Source organism: Microbacterium hydrocarbonoxydans (assembly GCF_000956475.1).
Classification (GTDB): Bacteria; Actinomycetota; Actinomycetes; order Actinomycetales; family Microbacteriaceae; genus Microbacterium; species Microbacterium hydrocarbonoxydans_A.
This window is the reverse complement of record NZ_JYJB01000008.1, coordinates 161,528-174,902: the sequence shown is the minus strand read 5'-3', so window position 1 is coordinate 174,902 and position 13,375 is coordinate 161,528. Positions and strand designations below refer to the sequence as shown.

Here is a 13,375-nt window from a genome sequence, read left to right as displayed (position 1 = left end):
CCGCCGTCAAGAAGCCGCCGTCAAGAAGGGGCGTGCCGCAGCGATGAAGGCGCGCGGCTCGTCCGCCCACAATCGGATGCCGTCGACGACATGCTCGCCGCCCTTCGGCGCCAGACCGGGCAGGCGGATGCCGACAGGGCGCTCGAGCTCGATGAGGATGTTCGTCTCGTTCTGCATGCGCTCGGCGTACTCGCCGCCGGACACCCGCGGCTGCTTCGGTTCGTCGACGCGGCGGGAGACGGCGATCGAGGCGATGTCGTTCCAGGAGACGGCGACGTCGATCTCCAGACCGCTGCGCACACGGATGCCGTCAGGTCCGACCGTGTGCGGACGCATCAGCATCGCGCACAGCAGGCCGAGCATCCAGGTGACACCCCAGATGCCGAGGATGAGCAGCGCGATCCGCACCGCCGGCCACCGGTGCACGATGAGATCGATGATCGGGATCTCGACCGCAGACAGGCCGATGAAGATGAACAGCACGGTCAGCACGGGCCGGTGATAGCCGAGGCCGGTGCCGCCGGCAGGGATCGCCGGACGCCGGAAAATCGCGCGGCCGATGCTCGAGTAGACGCGGAGCTCCGCGCGCAGCGCCCTGCGTGCGGCGTCGACGATGCGGGCCCCTCGGGTCGGAAGGGCGACGGTGGATGTCATGGCGCCCCCTTTGCGGGCGCGCTCGCCGCGGCATCCGCCACCAGCGCCTCGAGATGCAGAGCGATCGCCGTGACTCCGCGCTCGACGGCCGCGCGATCCTCTGGCGCGACCGCGGCGATGAGCGTGGCGTCGAGGTCGGCGTGCTCCTGCTGCATCTGCGCCATGGTCTCGGTCGCCGTGCCGGTGAGTTCGACGAGCACGGCCCGCCGATCGGAGGGATGAGGGGAGCGTCGCACGTGACCGGATGCCTCGAGGGCGTCGACCAGACCCGTGATGTTGCGCGGCGAGACGCCGCAGAGGCGGGCGAGCGCCTGCTGCGTGGAGGGTCCCGCGTGCTGCAGCGCCCAGAGCAGATGCAAGCGTGCGGGGGTGAGTCCCGTGCCGTCGAACGCGCGGGCCATGTCCTTCTGGAACAGGTCGGCGATCTGGAGCAGGCGGTCCACGAGCAGCGGCTTCATGATCGTTACCTTACTTCACTATTACCTATCTGCACAAATGTCGACGGTGTGCTGGAATCGGACCTGACCAGGCTAAAGCGAGCCGGTGAATGTCGGTGGCCCCCTGTTGAATAGAGGTATGAACAGCCCCGTCGCCACCCTCGATCAGGTCGTCGCCGACCTCGATCGCGTGCTGGGCGCGGATTCGCTGGCGGCCCTGTCGGATGCCGAGCGCATGCACGTTCTGCGGGTCGCGGGAGAAGCGCTGCGGCGGGTGGAGGCCGTCGTCGTCGAGACGGTCGCCACCGCCGATCCGGTGGATTTCGCACAGGGGCTCGGCTGCCGGAACATGAACGAGCTCCTGCAGCGCGTGCTGCGGACGGATGCTCGCGGGGCAGCGCTCCTGGTGAAGGCGGCGCGGCTGGTGACCAGGGAGACCGAGTTGATCACGGGGGCGCCTCTGCCCGCGCGGTGGCCGGCTCTGCGGGCGGCGCTGCTCGACGGCGCCATCGGCGTCAGCGGGCTGCTCGCCGCCACGGCTTCGATCGAGCGGGCGGGCACCCGGATCGGCGCGACCGACCGGCTGCACGCCGACGTCATGCTCGCCGATTTCGCGCGCGGCGCGAGCGCGGTCGACGGTGCGGATGCCGGCGATGCCGCCCCTCCGGCGACCCCTGAAGACCTGCGGCTGTTCGGCTCTGAGATCGCGACGATCCTCGACCCCGACGGCGCGGAGCCCGACGACCGCAATGCGATGAACTCGCGGTACCTCACGTTCGGACGTGAGCGCGACGGTGTGTTCCCGGTGCGCGGCAACCTGCTGCCTGAGGTGAAGGCTCAGCTGCAGCAGATCATCGACGCGCAGCTCAACCCGAAGGTCAGCGGTCCGGCATCGCCGGGGGTCGCGTTCACAGACTCGGCACCCGATGACGAAGATCCCTTCAACTCCGACCCGCGCAACGTGATCGATTCGCGCAGCCCTGCGCAGAAGCGGCACGATGCGCTGGCGGTCGCGCTGGGGATCGCCGCCCGGCACGAGGAGATGTCCACGCTGGGCGGTGCCGCACCCACGCTCGTGGTGCACGTCGACGCGAATGACGTGGCGGCCGGCGCGGCCGGCTGGGCCCGCATTCCCGGAGTCGAGGGTCCTGTCCCGGCATCCGTCGCGCTGCACACGGCGTGTGTCGGCGCTGTCCAGAGGGTGCTGTTCGACGAGGGCAGGATCGTCGGCATCAGCGTCACGGATCGCGTGTTCACCGTGCATCAGCGCCGGGCGATCGTCGCGCGCGACAAGGAGTGCCTGATCCCGGGATGCCACGTTCCAGCCTCGTGGTGCGAGATCCATCACGTGACCGAGCACGCACGCGGCGGCCCGACTCACACCGACAACGGCGTGCCCCTGTGCTGGTACCACCATCGGTCACTCGAGTATTCGGGCTGGGAGATCCGCATGGACGGGGGCGTCCCGCAGATCCGCGGGCCGGCCTGGTGGGATCCGGCTCGGCGATGGCGCACGCCGCGTCACTCGCAGCCGAGCAGAGCCGCTCCCGAACGGGCGGACCTGCGAGCATGATGTGATGACCGCACCTCAGCCCGAAATCGACCTCGCGAACCTGCCGAGGTTCCTGGATCATCTCGGGCAGCCGGAACGGGATGCCGATGCCGCCGCCTTCGCGCGCCTGCTGCTCGACGAGGGCTGCCAGGTCGAGGTGTTCTGGGGGCCGCTGCAGATGGACGTCTGGCAGCTCACGGTCAGTCGCGGACGGCGCTGGGCGACGTTCAGAGTCGAGCGCGGCTTCGCCGAGGCGGTGAGGGTGGGGGCTCCCGGACACGATGCGCGGCGATCTGCTCGCGTACGGCATCCCTGCCCTCGACTGGCTCGACGCAGGCAATGACGAGACCCTGGCGAGGATCTGGGCGGCCTGGCGCCGGTACCGACACGGCGACTTCCGCGAAGCACGTCGCGATCCGGAGCGGATGCGGAGGATGAGGGCGGAGGGCCTCCGCATGATCGAGGAGGCCGCGTCGCCCCGGTAGCAGAGCGCGAGAGGTCCTCAGGCGCGAAGGTGCGCGAGCAGTTCGCCGCACCGGCGGGTCGCGATGGCTCGCGCCCGCTCCCCGGGCATGCGCTGCGGCTCTGCGAGCACGGTGACTGCGAGTCCGTCCAGAAGTGCGAGCATCTCGGCCGCGGCGTCATCGACAGTGCTGCGCGATGCGCCGGGTGCAGCGTCGGCGAACCGCTCCGCCAAACCGCGCTCGGTGCGCGCCCACATCTGCTCATAGCGGGCGCCGACGGCGGGGTCGGTTGGCGCGCAGGCGGCGAAGGCGAGCCACACCCTGCTCACCCGGCTCTCCGGTCCAGAAGGCACGAGCAGGCGCACCGTGGCGAACAGCCGCCCCTCGGCATCCGCGTCCTCCGACGCGTCGGCGTACGCCTGCACGGCGTCGACGCTGATGGCGTCCATGGCGGCGAGGATCATCGCCGCCTTCGTGGGGAAGTGGTGCTGCACCGTGCCGATCGCCACGCCCGCTCGTGCGGCGACGGTGCGCACGCTGAGGCCGCTCATCCCGACCTCGGCGATCGCTTCGACGAGGTGGTGCAGCACGGCATCCCGGGACATGCTCCGATGCTATCCGCGTCGGCCGGAGCGCTGATACGCCTGCCACGCCCGCTGCGCGGCCGCGCGAGCGAGCCTGAGCGGCTCCGGGCGCCCGTCGTCTACGCGACGACTCACGACGGCGATGCACAGCACGAGGATGCCGATGCCGAGCAGGCCGAACTGCAGCATCTCGATCGCCATGGTCACGAGGAGCTGCAGGCCGTGGTGGTCGTCGCCCAGATCGATGTGCACGAACCGCAGAGCTGTTCCGGCCACGGTGAAGAGCAGTGCCGCGGCGATCAGCGACCATCGGTGCGCGCGCCCCCGCGATGTACCCGCAGCCGCGGCGATGACCAGGATCGCGGTGCCGGTGACCAGGAGCACCAGACGGACGAGCGCCCAGCCCTCGAGTCGTTCCAGCAGCTCGTCGCTGCTGCCGAAGAACGCGACCCGGTCGCCGAGGAGCCCTGCGATCGACCCCAAGCCGGCGAGACCCGCGCCGAGCATGCCCAGCGCGGCGGGGCGCGGTGATCGGGACCTGTAGACGAACAGCAGCGCGATGCCCGCGAACGGCGCCAGGGCGCCCAGCGCCTCGATGATCTTGCTCATGCTCACACTCCCATACACTCGTATGGCAACGAGCATACGTTCGTATGGCTCGGGAGGGAAGGCCCCGACTCAGGCCGGTGGCAGGCGCAGCACCTCGGGGGACTCGCCACCGGTCAGGTCGTCGGCGATGCGGATGCTGCGCGCCAGATCGTCGAGCGCGCTGCCGAGAGTGCCGAAGCGCTCGCGGTCTCCGCAGACCGCCGTGAGGGTCACCAGGTGCGTTCCGGTGTCCCACGTGTAGGTCGTGAACGGAGTGCCCGAGAGCGCGGGCGCGACGAGCTTCTCGCCCATGCCGAGCCACCGGCTCTGGAAGGCCTCGGTGTCGTCGTAGTCCATCGGCATCGACGCGCGTGCGATGCGCACGTCGGGCGTGAGCACCTGCGCAGAGGCCATCGCGACGACGAGTTCCGGTTCGGCCTTCCACGTCCACACCAGCACCCGGCCGTCGGCGCGCTTCATCAGCAGCGGCGCCGCCTGGCTCATCGCCCACGCCCCGAGCTTCGAGCCGCGGCGCTCCGTACGTCCGAGCGCCTGATTCGCCTGTCCCAGCAGCATCCTGATCGCGGCCTTGCGATGCCGGCGCCCCTTGAAGCCGAGCGAGTCCGTCACGGGGATCCAGAGAGCGGGATCGGCGGATGCTGTCAGTCTCATAGGACAACGCTAGGCGCTCTGCCTGGGCGGATGCCGGTATGCCTGGGCTGCCCGGCCAGTGCCCTCGGGTAGAGTGGCCACCGCCCGACCGGGCGCTCCATGGCCGTCGAACCTTCAAAAAAAGGCAGCATGTCTTCTCCCGCATCCGACTCGACCGACCAGCGACCGCTGCGCATCCTGCTCGGATGCGACACGTTCGCCCCCGACATCAACGGCGCAGCCCGATTCGCAGAGCGCCTCGCCGCCGGCCTCGTGCAGCGCGGTCACGACGTCCACGTGGCCGCCCCCAACCAGGCCTATCGCCGGGCGAAGCCTCGGACCGAGGTCGTCGAGGGCGAGCCGATGACGCTGCACCGGCTGCCGTCCGTCCGCTGGCTGGCGCACGACTGGATCCGCTTCGTATGGCCCTGGCGCTCGAAGCACTACGCGCGCATCGTGCTCGATCGCGTGCAGCCCGACGTCGTGCACATCCAGTCGCACATCGTGATCGGCCGGGGCCTGGCCCACATCGCCCGTGAGCGCGGCATCCCCGTGATCGCGACCAACCACGTCATGGCGGAGAACATCCTCGATCACTCGATCTTCCCCGACTTCGTCGACCGTGAGGTCGAGAAGTTCGCCTGGGCAGACGCGAAGCGCACCTTCGAGATGATGCGCGCCGTCACCACGCCGACGCGCCGTGCGGCCGACTTCCTCGAGAAGACCGTGGGCGTCAGCGGAGTGATCCCCATCAGCTGCGGCATCGACCGTTCGCAGTACACCCCGGTCATCGGCCCGCGCGAGAAGAACCGCATCGTCTTCGTCGGGCGGCTCACCGCCGAGAAGCAGGTCGAGGTCATCCTGCACGCGATGACGAAGCTCGACCCCGCTCTCGAGACCACCTTCGACATCGTCGGCGGCGGCGATCAGCGCAAGAACCTCGAGCACCTCACCGCCAAGCTCGGCCTCGCCGACCGGGTCACGTTCCACGGTCGCACGACCGACGAGGAGCTGCGCGCGCTGCTCTCGCGCGCCTCGGTGTTCGCGATCGCCTCGATCGCAGAGCTGCAGTCGATCGCGACCATGGAGGCCATGGCCTCGGCGCTGCCGATCGTCGCTGCAGACGCCGTCGCCCTTCCGCACCTCGTGCACGACGGAGAGAACGGCTACCTGTTCGAACCGGGCGACGTCGACGAGCTGGCCGCGCGCCTGACCGACGTGCTCACCGCGACGCCGGAGGAGTACGAACGGATGCAGCGAGCCTCTCTCGACGGCGTCATCATCCACGACATCAACCGCACTCTCGACACCTTCGAGGCGCTGTACCGCGACGAGCCGCTTCCCGAGTGACGATGCACATCGTCTTCTTCGGCGATCAGCACCTCGACTCGCTGGGCGGGGCGCAGGTGTCGATGCGCCTGCAGCGCGAGTTCCTGGAACGCGCCGGCCACACCGTGACCGTCGTCGCGCCGAAGATGCACCCTCCGACAGGCTCAGGGGCCCATTCGGGCACGCATGATCCTGCGAACGTCGACCTCCCGTCGATGCCGATCACGACCGACCGCGAGTACTCGATGAGCTGGCCGGGGCGCTCGATCGACCGCTTCCTCGATCGGGCGATGACCCGCAGGCCGCCGGTCGACCTCGTGCACGTGCAGGCCGATTTCTGGGGCGGCTTCATCGGTCACCGCTTCGCCCGGAGGCACGGCCTCCCTGTTGTGCACACCATGCACAACAGGGTCGACGTCGGCATCCGCGCCGTCACGCCGCTGGCAGGTCCCGCGCTGGTCGTCCTCAACCTGTGGCGGCGCAGCGCCCTGCCAGGGAGCGGCGCCGGCTCTGACGGCTGGGCGTTCCTGCGCGGCCTCGCTGCCGGAGCATCGGCCGTCACGGCGCCCTCCACGCACTTCGCGCGCCGGCTCGAGCAGCACGAGGTCTTCGGCCACGTCGACGTGGTCTGGAACGGCATCGACGACGACGTGCGCGCGGCGACGCTCGCCGAGGCCCCGAGCGAGCGGATGCCGGGGCCGCCCCGCTTCGTCTGGCTCGGCCGGATGAGCCCCGAGAAGCGTCTGCTTCCGTTCCTCAAGGCCTGGGTCGGGTCGGGCGTCGAGGCCGAGCTGGAGATCATCGGCGGCGGGGCGCAGCGCGCGGCCGCCGAGAAGCTCGTCGCCGGGACGCCGAATGTGCGCTTCTCCGGCAAGCTCACCTACGCCGAGACGCTGGCCAGGATCGCCGCCGCAGATGCTCTCGTGCAGACGTCGATCGGCTTCGAGACGCAGGGCATGACGCCGTTCGAGGCTGCCACGCTCGGCACACCCTCGGTGATCAGCGATCCCGACATCGCCGCCGAGCTCGGCGGCGGCCTGTGGGCGGTGCCCGACGCCGAAGGCTCGGGGCGGGACGTGGAGGCGCAGCGCATCGCCGCTCTCGCCCGGACGCTGCGGCAGGCGGCATCCGACATCGCCTCAGGAACCGCCCCGGTCCCGCTCGAGTCCACGGCCGAGGCCTTCCGGCAGTCCTCGCGGACCGCCGCGATGATCGAGATCTACCGGCGCGTGATCGCCGATGCTCAGAAGAAGTAGTACAGCAGCGACGACATCCACGTGAGCACGCGGCCGACGACCAGCGAGCCGGCGATGCCGAGAGCGATCGCCGCCAGCAGGTGCGGGGCAGGGCGACGCAGCGCGAGGATCGCGAGCACGCTCCCGGCGATCCCGCCCAGCAGCAGGAGGATGCCGATCACGGCGCCCAGCGAGTCGGCGACGTCGTAGTTGCCGCTCGTGTACAGGAACGGCGTGATCATCGAGAACAGCAGACCGAGACCCGCGGTCGCGACGGCGACCAGGAACGCGGTTCGTCCCAGGGGCTTGGCTGCTGCGGGGGCGCCGTGAGAAGGGGGGCCCTGCTGCAGTGCACCGTGCGGGGCTGCCTGGGGTGCGCCGTACGGCGATGCCGGAGGATACGGCTGGGCGGAGGGCTGCTGCGATTCGCTCATGATGGTTCCCGGTCTCAGACGAAGGTGTAGAACAAGGAGGAGATCCACGAGATCACGGTGGCCGCGATCTCGCTCGCGGCGATGCCGATCGCGATGCCGGCGAGGATCGGAGAACCAGGGCGGCGGATGGCGATGAGGCCGAGGATGAGCGCGATCACCGAGCCGACCAGCACCAGGAAGCTGATGACGCCGTTGACGATGCCGTATCCGAGCCCGTACCCGTACTGCAGGACACCGGACAGTATCGGGAAGAGGAAGGAGCCGAGCACCCCGATCCCGAACGCGATGAGAGCGACGATCAGAGCCGTGCGTCCGAGTGCCTTTCCCGAGGCGGCCGGGCGTGCGGGGCCGGAGTAGCCCTGGCCCGGGTAGCCGGCGTTCGGATAGTTCTGGCCGGGGTATGCCTGGCCAGGGTAGCTCTGGCCCGGATATGCCTGGCCCGGATATGCCTGGCCGGGATTGCCGGAAGCCGGAGGCTGCTGCCCGGCAAACTGCGGGCCGGCGCCCGGGTGACCCTGCGGGGCGCCGTCGAGGGAAGGCGCCTGCTGCTGGTAGGGCTGCGGCTGCTGGTAAGGCTGCGGCTGCTGGTAGGGCTGCTGCTGGGGCTCGCTCATGCAGTCGAGCGTAGCCGCAGCAACCGGTCTTGGGCAGTCGATCAGAGAGATCTCTGGATGACCTCGGGCTGCTCGCCCGATTCGCGTCCGGCGACGCGCGTCCAGTCGGTCGGCACCGCGCGGTATCCGTCGCGGCGCACCTCGAAGAAGGTGGCGATGGCGGCCCAGGCGATGAGTGCGAGAAGTGCGATGAGGAGTACCATGGCAGAAACGCTACGTTCATAGTTGAACGGTCACGAGTGGCAGAACTGACGCCGAACGTAGGAAAACCGCCATGCTTCGACGAGCTCAGCAATCCAGACCAGCTCAGCAACCCAGAGGGAGCGATCGACCATGAAGACTGTGGCCTGCGTGATCCAAGAGGGGTTCGCACCCTTCGAGTTCGGTGTGGCCTGCGAGGCCTTCGGCCTCGACCGATCGGATGACGGCGTGCCCAACTTCGACTTCCGTGTCGTCGCTCCGCGCCCCGGGGTCGTGAACTCGAAGATGGGTTTCTCGATCAACGTCGAGAACGACCTCTCCTTCGCCTACGAGGCCGACCTCGTGATCTTCTGCCCGGTGCCGCGGGAGTACTGGGGCTTGATCGATCCCGCACTGCTCGACCTCGCACGCGATGCTGTCGCGCGGGAGGCCTGGGTGATCAGCGTGTGCAGCGGCTCGTTCATCCTGGGAGCGGCCGGCGTGCTCGACGGCCGCCGTGCCACGACGCACTGGATGTACTCGCAGCACCTCGCCGCCATGTACCCCGAGATCGAGGTCGATGCCGACGTGCTGTTCGTGCAGGACGGCCGTATCATCACGAGCGCGGGCACGGCCGCCGGCATCGACGCATGCCTGCACCTGCTGCGTCAGGAGATCGGCGCCGAGCTCACGAACCGCGTCGCGCGCCGCATGGTCGTGCCTCCCCAGCGCGACGGCGGGCAGGCGCAGTTCATCGACCGGCCGATCCCGCACGTGGCATCCGACTCGCTCTCTACCGTGGCCGAATGGGCCGTGCAGAACCTCCGCGAGGACATCGGCGTCGACGAGATGGCGGCCCGAGCCCTGATGTCGCCGCGCACATTCGCGCGCCGCTTCAAAGCCGACTATGGCGTGACGCCGGCGGCGTGGTTCGCCCGCCAGCGGATCCTGCATGCGCAGCGGATGCTGGAGCGCACCGACCTGCCGCTCGAGCACATCGCCGAGGAGTGCGGGTTCGGATCCGCCGCAGTGCTGCGGCAGAACTTCTCCCGCGTGCTCGCGATGACGCCCACCGCCTATCGGGCGCGCTTCTCGTGCCTGAGCGACGAGGGTACGGCAGCCTGACTCAGGCGGCTTTGGGGAAGAGGATGCGCAGCGCGCGCAGGTAGCTGTTCGTGCGCTCGGCGCCCGAGGGGACGTAGAAGTCCGGATCGATGTTGACGATCGGCTGCTCGCGGTCGTCGCGATCCATCGGCGTCTGGTCGTTGCGTGCCATGTCGTCACCTCTCCATCGAGCTGTTCATTCCGTGATACGGAACTAATCTTCTAACTTGTGGAAAGAGTATCGCGAGGTAGGTACAGCGGTCAAGGGTTTCGATCTTGGGCGGTCAAGATCGCATCCGCACCCGGCGATTCCGATGTGACTCTGACCACGCACGCCGGTGAGGCGCGCGGGCGAGCGGCGGAGCGGGGTCAGGTGGTGGGCGCCGACCAGTGCGCAGGTGCCGGCAGCGCGTGGTAGTCGAGGTCGATTCCCGCCGCGCCGACCGAGGCCGTGCAGTACAACAGCGACTGCGTCGGGTAGCCGTGCGGCCTGTTGTCGCGGATGATGGCCCGGTCGTCCTCGGGCGAAAGCGCGGCGGACGCGGCCAGCATCCCCACCCAGTCCGATCGCCAATCCGTACTCAGCGCGGTCGGGCCCAGCGCGCGGAACTGCGGCAGCCAGGCGGCGATGCGCGGCGTCTCGGGGTCGTCGAGATCGTCGTGAGCGATCATGTGCGTGCCGGGCTCGATCGGCGTCTCCCGGAGCGTCGCGCCGTCCCAGGCGAGCACGCGCGACCCCTCTGGGCGCACCTCGAGCAGGTTGAACCCGTGCATCCGCTCCGTCCCTGCGGGTGAGCGGCCCCAGACCGATTCCAGCGCGAGAGATCCTCGTGACAGCGCCTGATCCGCAGGCAGATCGAGCACATCGGCGCGATTCAGCAGCACCGCGAGCCGGCCTTCGGCGGGGTTCGCAGCGAGCCACGCACCGCCGGCTCGGCGGTCGCGGATGCCGATCACGCCCGGATACCGCTCCGGCCACCAGGCGCCGAGGGCATCCCATTCGCGCTGCGGATCTTCATCGCGCACCGCCAGCAGACGGAGGGATGCGGCGTCCGCCGCGTCGATCACGACCGTGCACATCAGTGGTCCCCGCCGTCGAGCTGGTCGAGAAGGTGGTCGAGCACCCCGTCGAGAACCGCGAGCCCGTCGCGCACACCGCCTGTGGAGCCGGGGAGGTTCATCACGACGGTCTCCCCGGCGACCCCGGCGACCGCCCGGCTGAGCACGGCCGTGGGCGTCACCGCCGCGCCGCGGCGGCGCACCTCCTCGATGATGCCCGGCAGCTCGACATCGAGCAGGGCTCTGGTCGCCTCGGGTGTGCGGTCGTCGGGCGAGACGCCGGTGCCGCCCGTCGTGAGCACGACCGACGGATGCTCCGCGAGCAGCGCCCCCAGGGCGGCATCCACGCCGGCATCCGTCACGACCTCGATCTGCACCTCGAATCCGCGCTCACGCAGCCATCCGACGATCACAGGACCCGTGCGGTCCTCGTACACGCCGTTCGCGGCCCTGGTCGAGACCACGAGCACGCGAGCGCTGCGGGTCACGGCCGCGACCAGTCGCCGCTCTTGCCGCCCGACTTCGCGAGCACGAGAACGTCGGTGATGACCGCGTGCTTGTCGACGGCCTTGATCATGTCGTACAGCGTCAGCGCGGCCACGGTCGCGCCGGTCAAGGCCTCCATCTCGACGCCGGTGACGCCGTTCGTCACGGCCGTCGCGACGATGCGCACGCGATCGCCCTGCGGCTCCAGGTCGACGGCCAGCTTCGTGAGCGGCAGCGGGTGGCACAGCGGGATCAGCGTCGAGGTCTGCTTGGCGCCCATGATCCCGGCGAGCCGCGCGGTGCCCAGCGCCTCGCCCTTCGGCAGCGAGCCGTCGGCGATCATCGCGACGACCTCGGGCGTCGTCTCCAGCACGGCCTGCGCGGATGCTTCGCGTCGCGTCACCTGCTTCTCGGTGACGTCGACCATGTGCGCCGACCCGTCGGCGCGCAGATGCGAGAGCTCACTCATCGATCCTCCAGACCTCGACCTCGGCACCGGCAGGGAGCGCGGCGATACCGGACGGCACGTGCACCAGCACCGTCGCCCGAGCGTAATCGTGCAGCAGATGCGACCCGGGCGCCCCCACCGAGACGCTGCCGTCGTCGCGCAGCATCCCCCGGCGGATCTGGTGCTTGCCCTGCGGCGAATCGATCGCGTGGGCGAGCGGCAGCCAGCGCACCTCGCGTCGCTCCCGCAGACCGGCCGCGCGCCGCAGCAGCGGTCGCAGGAACATCTCGAACGATAGCAGCGCCGAGACCGGATTGCCGGGGAACGCGACGACGGGAAGCGGCGCCAGGCCTTCGCGGCGCAGCATCCCCGCGCCCTGCGGGCCGCCGGGCTGCATGGCGACGTGCCCGAACGACACTCCGCGGGGCTCGAGGGCGTCGCGCACCACCTCGAACGCGCCGGCACTCACGCCGCCCGTCGTGATCAGCAGGTCGGCGTCGGGGTGCGCGGCGACGATCGCGAGCAGCGCGTCTGCGTCGTCGGGAGCCGTGGCACAGGCGACGTCGGCGCCGGTGTCGAGCAGGGATGCCGCGAGCGATGCCGTGTTCGCGTCGTAGATCTGCCCGGACTCGAGCTGCTCGCCGGGGGCACGCAGCTCATGGCCGGTGGAGACGAGCAGCACCCGGGGGCGCGGACGAACGCGGGCCGAGGTGAGGCCGACCGCAGCGAGAGCCGCCAGCTGGGCGGGGCCGAGGCGGGTTCCCGCCGTAAGGAGCAGCTGACCGTCTGTGACGTCGCTGCCGACCTCGCGGACGAATGCTCCCGGCGCCACCGGAGCGGAGAAGGCGACGCCGGCGCCGGGGTCGCCGTCAGACCCTCCGATGCCGAGGAAACGCGGAGGATCGACGACCTCGATCGGCACGACCGCGTCGGCGCCCGCGGGGATCGCAGCGCCTGTCATGACGGGCGTCGCGCTGCCCGGTCGGTGGGTGCCGGCCGCGTCGCCGGCGGCGCGCACAGGTCCGATCGGCAGGCGCACAGGGTGATCGGCCGAGGCCGCGGCGATGTCGGCGGAACGCACGGCATAGCCGTCCATCTGCGAATTCGCGAAGGGCGGCACCGGAAGAGGACTCGCGATGTCGGCCGCCAGCACGCGACCGCGAGCCGGGCCGCCGGGAGCGAGCGTGACGGTCTCTGCCCGGGCCGGGTCGGCGACAGATCGGAGAAGCGGTGCGAGCAGGTTCGCGATGCGGGCGGCGTGCTCGTCGAGGGTCGAGGCCATCGTCATCCGCCCGCGAACGGCGGCAGGATGTCGACGCGCTCGCCGACCGGAAGCGTCAGATCCCGGCGCACGACGCCGTCGACGAGGAAGGAGCCGCTCTTGAGCACACGCGCCATGGGGTCGCCGTAGCGGGTCGTGAGTTCATCACGCAGAGCCCCGAGGGTGTGCTCGGGGCCGATGTCAAGCTCTTCCGCCTCGCGCCCTGCGGCGTCGGCGGCCGCGGCGAAGTACCTCAGCATCACGATCGCCATGCCGCTCATCCTATGACGGGGTG

The 13,375-nt window shown here is 70.1% G+C and carries 19 protein-coding genes; 5 read left to right on the top strand and 14 right to left on the bottom strand.

The features are described 5' to 3' along the window. Window positions 1-6: 6 nt before the first annotated feature. Entirely contained in the window at window positions 7-654 is a 648-nt protein-coding gene (locus RS84_RS07535; protein ID WP_045257174.1) for a hypothetical protein, read from the bottom strand. Then, a complete protein-coding gene (locus tag RS84_RS07530) occupies window positions 651-1,112 on the bottom strand; it encodes a MarR family winged helix-turn-helix transcriptional regulator (protein ID WP_045257173.1) in 462 nt (153 codons plus the stop codon). Before RS84_RS07530 ends, RS84_RS07535 begins: the two co-directional genes overlap by 4 nt. A gap of 118 nt (window positions 1,113-1,230) precedes the next feature. On the opposite strand from RS84_RS07530, the gene RS84_RS07525 reads away from it, so the two are divergent. Together RS84_RS07525 and RS84_RS19145 are read left to right on the top strand one after the other, a co-directional pair. Then, window positions 1,231-2,664 carry an HNH endonuclease signature motif containing protein gene (locus tag RS84_RS07525; RefSeq protein WP_045257172.1) on the top strand — a complete coding sequence of 478 codons (1,434 nt, stop codon included), beginning with the start codon at window positions 1,231-1,233 and terminating at the stop codon, window positions 2,662-2,664. A gap of 4 nt (window positions 2,665-2,668) precedes the next feature. Then, complete coding sequence (locus tag RS84_RS19145; RefSeq protein ID WP_152641780.1) at window positions 2,669-2,986, top strand: hypothetical protein; 318 nt, start codon at window positions 2,669-2,671, stop codon at window positions 2,984-2,986. 159 nt (window positions 2,987-3,145) lie between these two features. On the opposite strand, the gene RS84_RS07515 is transcribed toward RS84_RS19145, so the two are convergent. The 3 genes from RS84_RS07515 to RS84_RS07505 form a co-directional block, all read right to left on the bottom strand. Next, entirely contained in the window at window positions 3,146-3,712 is a 567-nt protein-coding gene (locus tag RS84_RS07515) for a TetR/AcrR family transcriptional regulator (protein WP_045257170.1), read from the bottom strand. Between the two features lie 9 nt (window positions 3,713-3,721). Continuing rightward, a complete protein-coding gene (locus tag RS84_RS07510) occupies window positions 3,722-4,300 on the bottom strand; it encodes a hypothetical protein (protein WP_045257169.1) in 579 nt (192 codons plus the stop codon). A gap of 69 nt (window positions 4,301-4,369) precedes the next feature. Further along, complete coding sequence (locus RS84_RS07505) at window positions 4,370-4,951, bottom strand: hypothetical protein (protein ID WP_045257168.1); 582 nt, start codon at window positions 4,949-4,951, stop codon at window positions 4,370-4,372. 129 nt (window positions 4,952-5,080) lie between these two features. Between RS84_RS07505 and RS84_RS07500 the strand changes: the two genes are divergently transcribed. Next, window positions 5,081-6,280: a glycosyltransferase gene (locus RS84_RS07500; protein ID WP_192625307.1), complete on the top strand. Its 1,200-nt coding sequence runs from the start codon at window positions 5,081-5,083 to the stop codon at window positions 6,278-6,280. Window positions 6,281-6,282: 2 nt separating this feature from the next. Next, window positions 6,283-7,515 carry a glycosyltransferase gene (locus RS84_RS07495; RefSeq protein ID WP_045257166.1) on the top strand — a complete coding sequence of 411 codons (1,233 nt, stop codon included), beginning with the start codon at window positions 6,283-6,285 and terminating at the stop codon, window positions 7,513-7,515. Here the strand turns inward: RS84_RS07495 and RS84_RS07490 are convergent. The 3 genes from RS84_RS07490 to RS84_RS19440 are packed head-to-tail and all read right to left on the bottom strand — an operon-like array spanning window position 7,503 to window position 8,745. Beyond that, window positions 7,503-7,928 (bottom strand): hypothetical protein, encoded by a 426-nt coding sequence (locus RS84_RS07490; RefSeq protein WP_045257165.1) that lies wholly within the window; start codon window positions 7,926-7,928, stop codon window positions 7,503-7,505. The two genes, RS84_RS07495 and RS84_RS07490, sit on opposite strands and share 13 nt — an antisense overlap. A 14-nt stretch (window positions 7,929-7,942) precedes the next feature. Beyond that, on the bottom strand, window positions 7,943-8,542 hold the full coding sequence (locus tag RS84_RS19445) for a hypothetical protein (protein ID WP_045257164.1): 600 nt from the start codon (window positions 8,540-8,542) through the stop codon (window positions 7,943-7,945). 41 nt (window positions 8,543-8,583) lie between these two features. After that, complete coding sequence (locus tag RS84_RS19440; RefSeq protein ID WP_192625304.1) at window positions 8,584-8,745, bottom strand: hypothetical protein; 162 nt, start codon at window positions 8,743-8,745, stop codon at window positions 8,584-8,586. Between the two features lie 130 nt (window positions 8,746-8,875). On the opposite strand from RS84_RS19440, the gene RS84_RS07480 reads away from it, so the two are divergent. Then, a complete protein-coding gene (locus tag RS84_RS07480; protein ID WP_045257163.1) occupies window positions 8,876-9,847 on the top strand; it encodes a GlxA family transcriptional regulator in 972 nt (323 codons plus the stop codon). Window position 9,848: 1 nt separating this feature from the next. On the opposite strand, the gene RS84_RS19295 is transcribed toward RS84_RS07480, so the two are convergent. The 6 genes from RS84_RS19295 to RS84_RS07455 form a co-directional block, all read right to left on the bottom strand. Further along, on the bottom strand, window positions 9,849-9,998 hold the full coding sequence (locus RS84_RS19295; RefSeq protein WP_160298169.1) for a hypothetical protein: 150 nt from the start codon (window positions 9,996-9,998) through the stop codon (window positions 9,849-9,851). A gap of 197 nt (window positions 9,999-10,195) precedes the next feature. Next, window positions 10,196-10,906, bottom strand: a complete 711-nt coding sequence (locus RS84_RS07475; RefSeq protein WP_045257162.1) for an NRDE family protein — start codon at window positions 10,904-10,906, stop codon at window positions 10,196-10,198. Next, window positions 10,906-11,373: a molybdenum cofactor biosynthesis protein B gene (locus RS84_RS07470; RefSeq protein WP_045257161.1), complete on the bottom strand. Its 468-nt coding sequence runs from the start codon at window positions 11,371-11,373 to the stop codon at window positions 10,906-10,908. Before RS84_RS07470 ends, RS84_RS07475 begins: the two co-directional genes overlap by 1 nt. Continuing rightward, complete coding sequence (moaC, locus tag RS84_RS07465) at window positions 11,370-11,840, bottom strand: cyclic pyranopterin monophosphate synthase MoaC (protein ID WP_045257160.1); 471 nt, start codon at window positions 11,838-11,840, stop codon at window positions 11,370-11,372. The genes RS84_RS07470 and moaC overlap by 4 nt, the downstream gene beginning before the upstream one ends. Further along, entirely contained in the window at window positions 11,833-13,101 is a 1,269-nt protein-coding gene (glp, locus tag RS84_RS07460; protein ID WP_045257159.1) for a gephyrin-like molybdotransferase Glp, read from the bottom strand. The genes moaC and glp overlap by 8 nt, the downstream gene beginning before the upstream one ends. A gap of 2 nt (window positions 13,102-13,103) precedes the next feature. Then, on the bottom strand, window positions 13,104-13,352 hold the full coding sequence (locus RS84_RS07455; protein WP_045257158.1) for a MoaD/ThiS family protein: 249 nt from the start codon (window positions 13,350-13,352) through the stop codon (window positions 13,104-13,106). Between the last annotated feature and the right edge of the window lie 23 nt (window positions 13,353-13,375).

Bases quoted from the DNA above. Each gene is read 5' to 3' on its own strand.
- RS84_RS07495 (WP_045257166.1), top strand. From the start codon at position 6,283: ATGCACATCGTCTTCTTCGGCGATCAGCACCTCGACTCGCTGGGCGGG.
- RS84_RS19445 (WP_045257164.1), bottom strand. From the start codon at position 8,542: ATGAGCGAGCCCCAGCAGCAGCCCTACCAGCAGCCGCAGCCTTACCAG.
- RS84_RS07515 (WP_045257170.1), bottom strand. From the start codon at position 3,712: ATGTCCCGGGATGCCGTGCTGCACCACCTCGTCGAAGCGATCGCCGAG.
- RS84_RS07525 (WP_045257172.1), top strand. From the start codon at position 1,231: ATGAACAGCCCCGTCGCCACCCTCGATCAGGTCGTCGCCGACCTCGAT.
- glp (WP_045257159.1), bottom strand. From the start codon at position 13,101: ATGGCCTCGACCCTCGACGAGCACGCCGCCCGCATCGCGAACCTGCTC.
- RS84_RS07455 (WP_045257158.1), bottom strand. From the start codon at position 13,352: ATGGCGATCGTGATGCTGAGGTACTTCGCCGCGGCCGCCGACGCCGCA.
- RS84_RS07510 (WP_045257169.1), bottom strand. From the start codon at position 4,300: ATGAGCAAGATCATCGAGGCGCTGGGCGCCCTGGCGCCGTTCGCGGGC.
- moaC (WP_045257160.1), bottom strand. From the start codon at position 11,840: ATGAGTGAGCTCTCGCATCTGCGCGCCGACGGGTCGGCGCACATGGTC.
- RS84_RS07505 (WP_045257168.1), bottom strand. From the start codon at position 4,951: ATGAGACTGACAGCATCCGCCGATCCCGCTCTCTGGATCCCCGTGACG.
- RS84_RS19440 (WP_192625304.1), bottom strand. From the start codon at position 8,745: ATGGTACTCCTCATCGCACTTCTCGCACTCATCGCCTGGGCCGCCATC.
- RS84_RS07490 (WP_045257165.1), bottom strand. From the start codon at position 7,928: ATGAGCGAATCGCAGCAGCCCTCCGCCCAGCCGTATCCTCCGGCATCG.
- RS84_RS19145 (WP_152641780.1), top strand. From the start codon at position 2,669: ATGACCGCACCTCAGCCCGAAATCGACCTCGCGAACCTGCCGAGGTTC.
- RS84_RS07535 (WP_045257174.1), bottom strand. From the start codon at position 654: ATGACATCCACCGTCGCCCTTCCGACCCGAGGGGCCCGCATCGTCGAC.
- RS84_RS07475 (WP_045257162.1), bottom strand. From the start codon at position 10,906: ATGTGCACGGTCGTGATCGACGCGGCGGACGCCGCATCCCTCCGTCTG.
- RS84_RS19295 (WP_160298169.1), bottom strand. From the start codon at position 9,998: ATGGCACGCAACGACCAGACGCCGATGGATCGCGACGACCGCGAGCAG.
- RS84_RS07500 (WP_192625307.1), top strand. From the start codon at position 5,081: ATGTCTTCTCCCGCATCCGACTCGACCGACCAGCGACCGCTGCGCATC.
- RS84_RS07480 (WP_045257163.1), top strand. From the start codon at position 8,876: ATGAAGACTGTGGCCTGCGTGATCCAAGAGGGGTTCGCACCCTTCGAG.
- RS84_RS07530 (WP_045257173.1), bottom strand. From the start codon at position 1,112: ATGAAGCCGCTGCTCGTGGACCGCCTGCTCCAGATCGCCGACCTGTTC.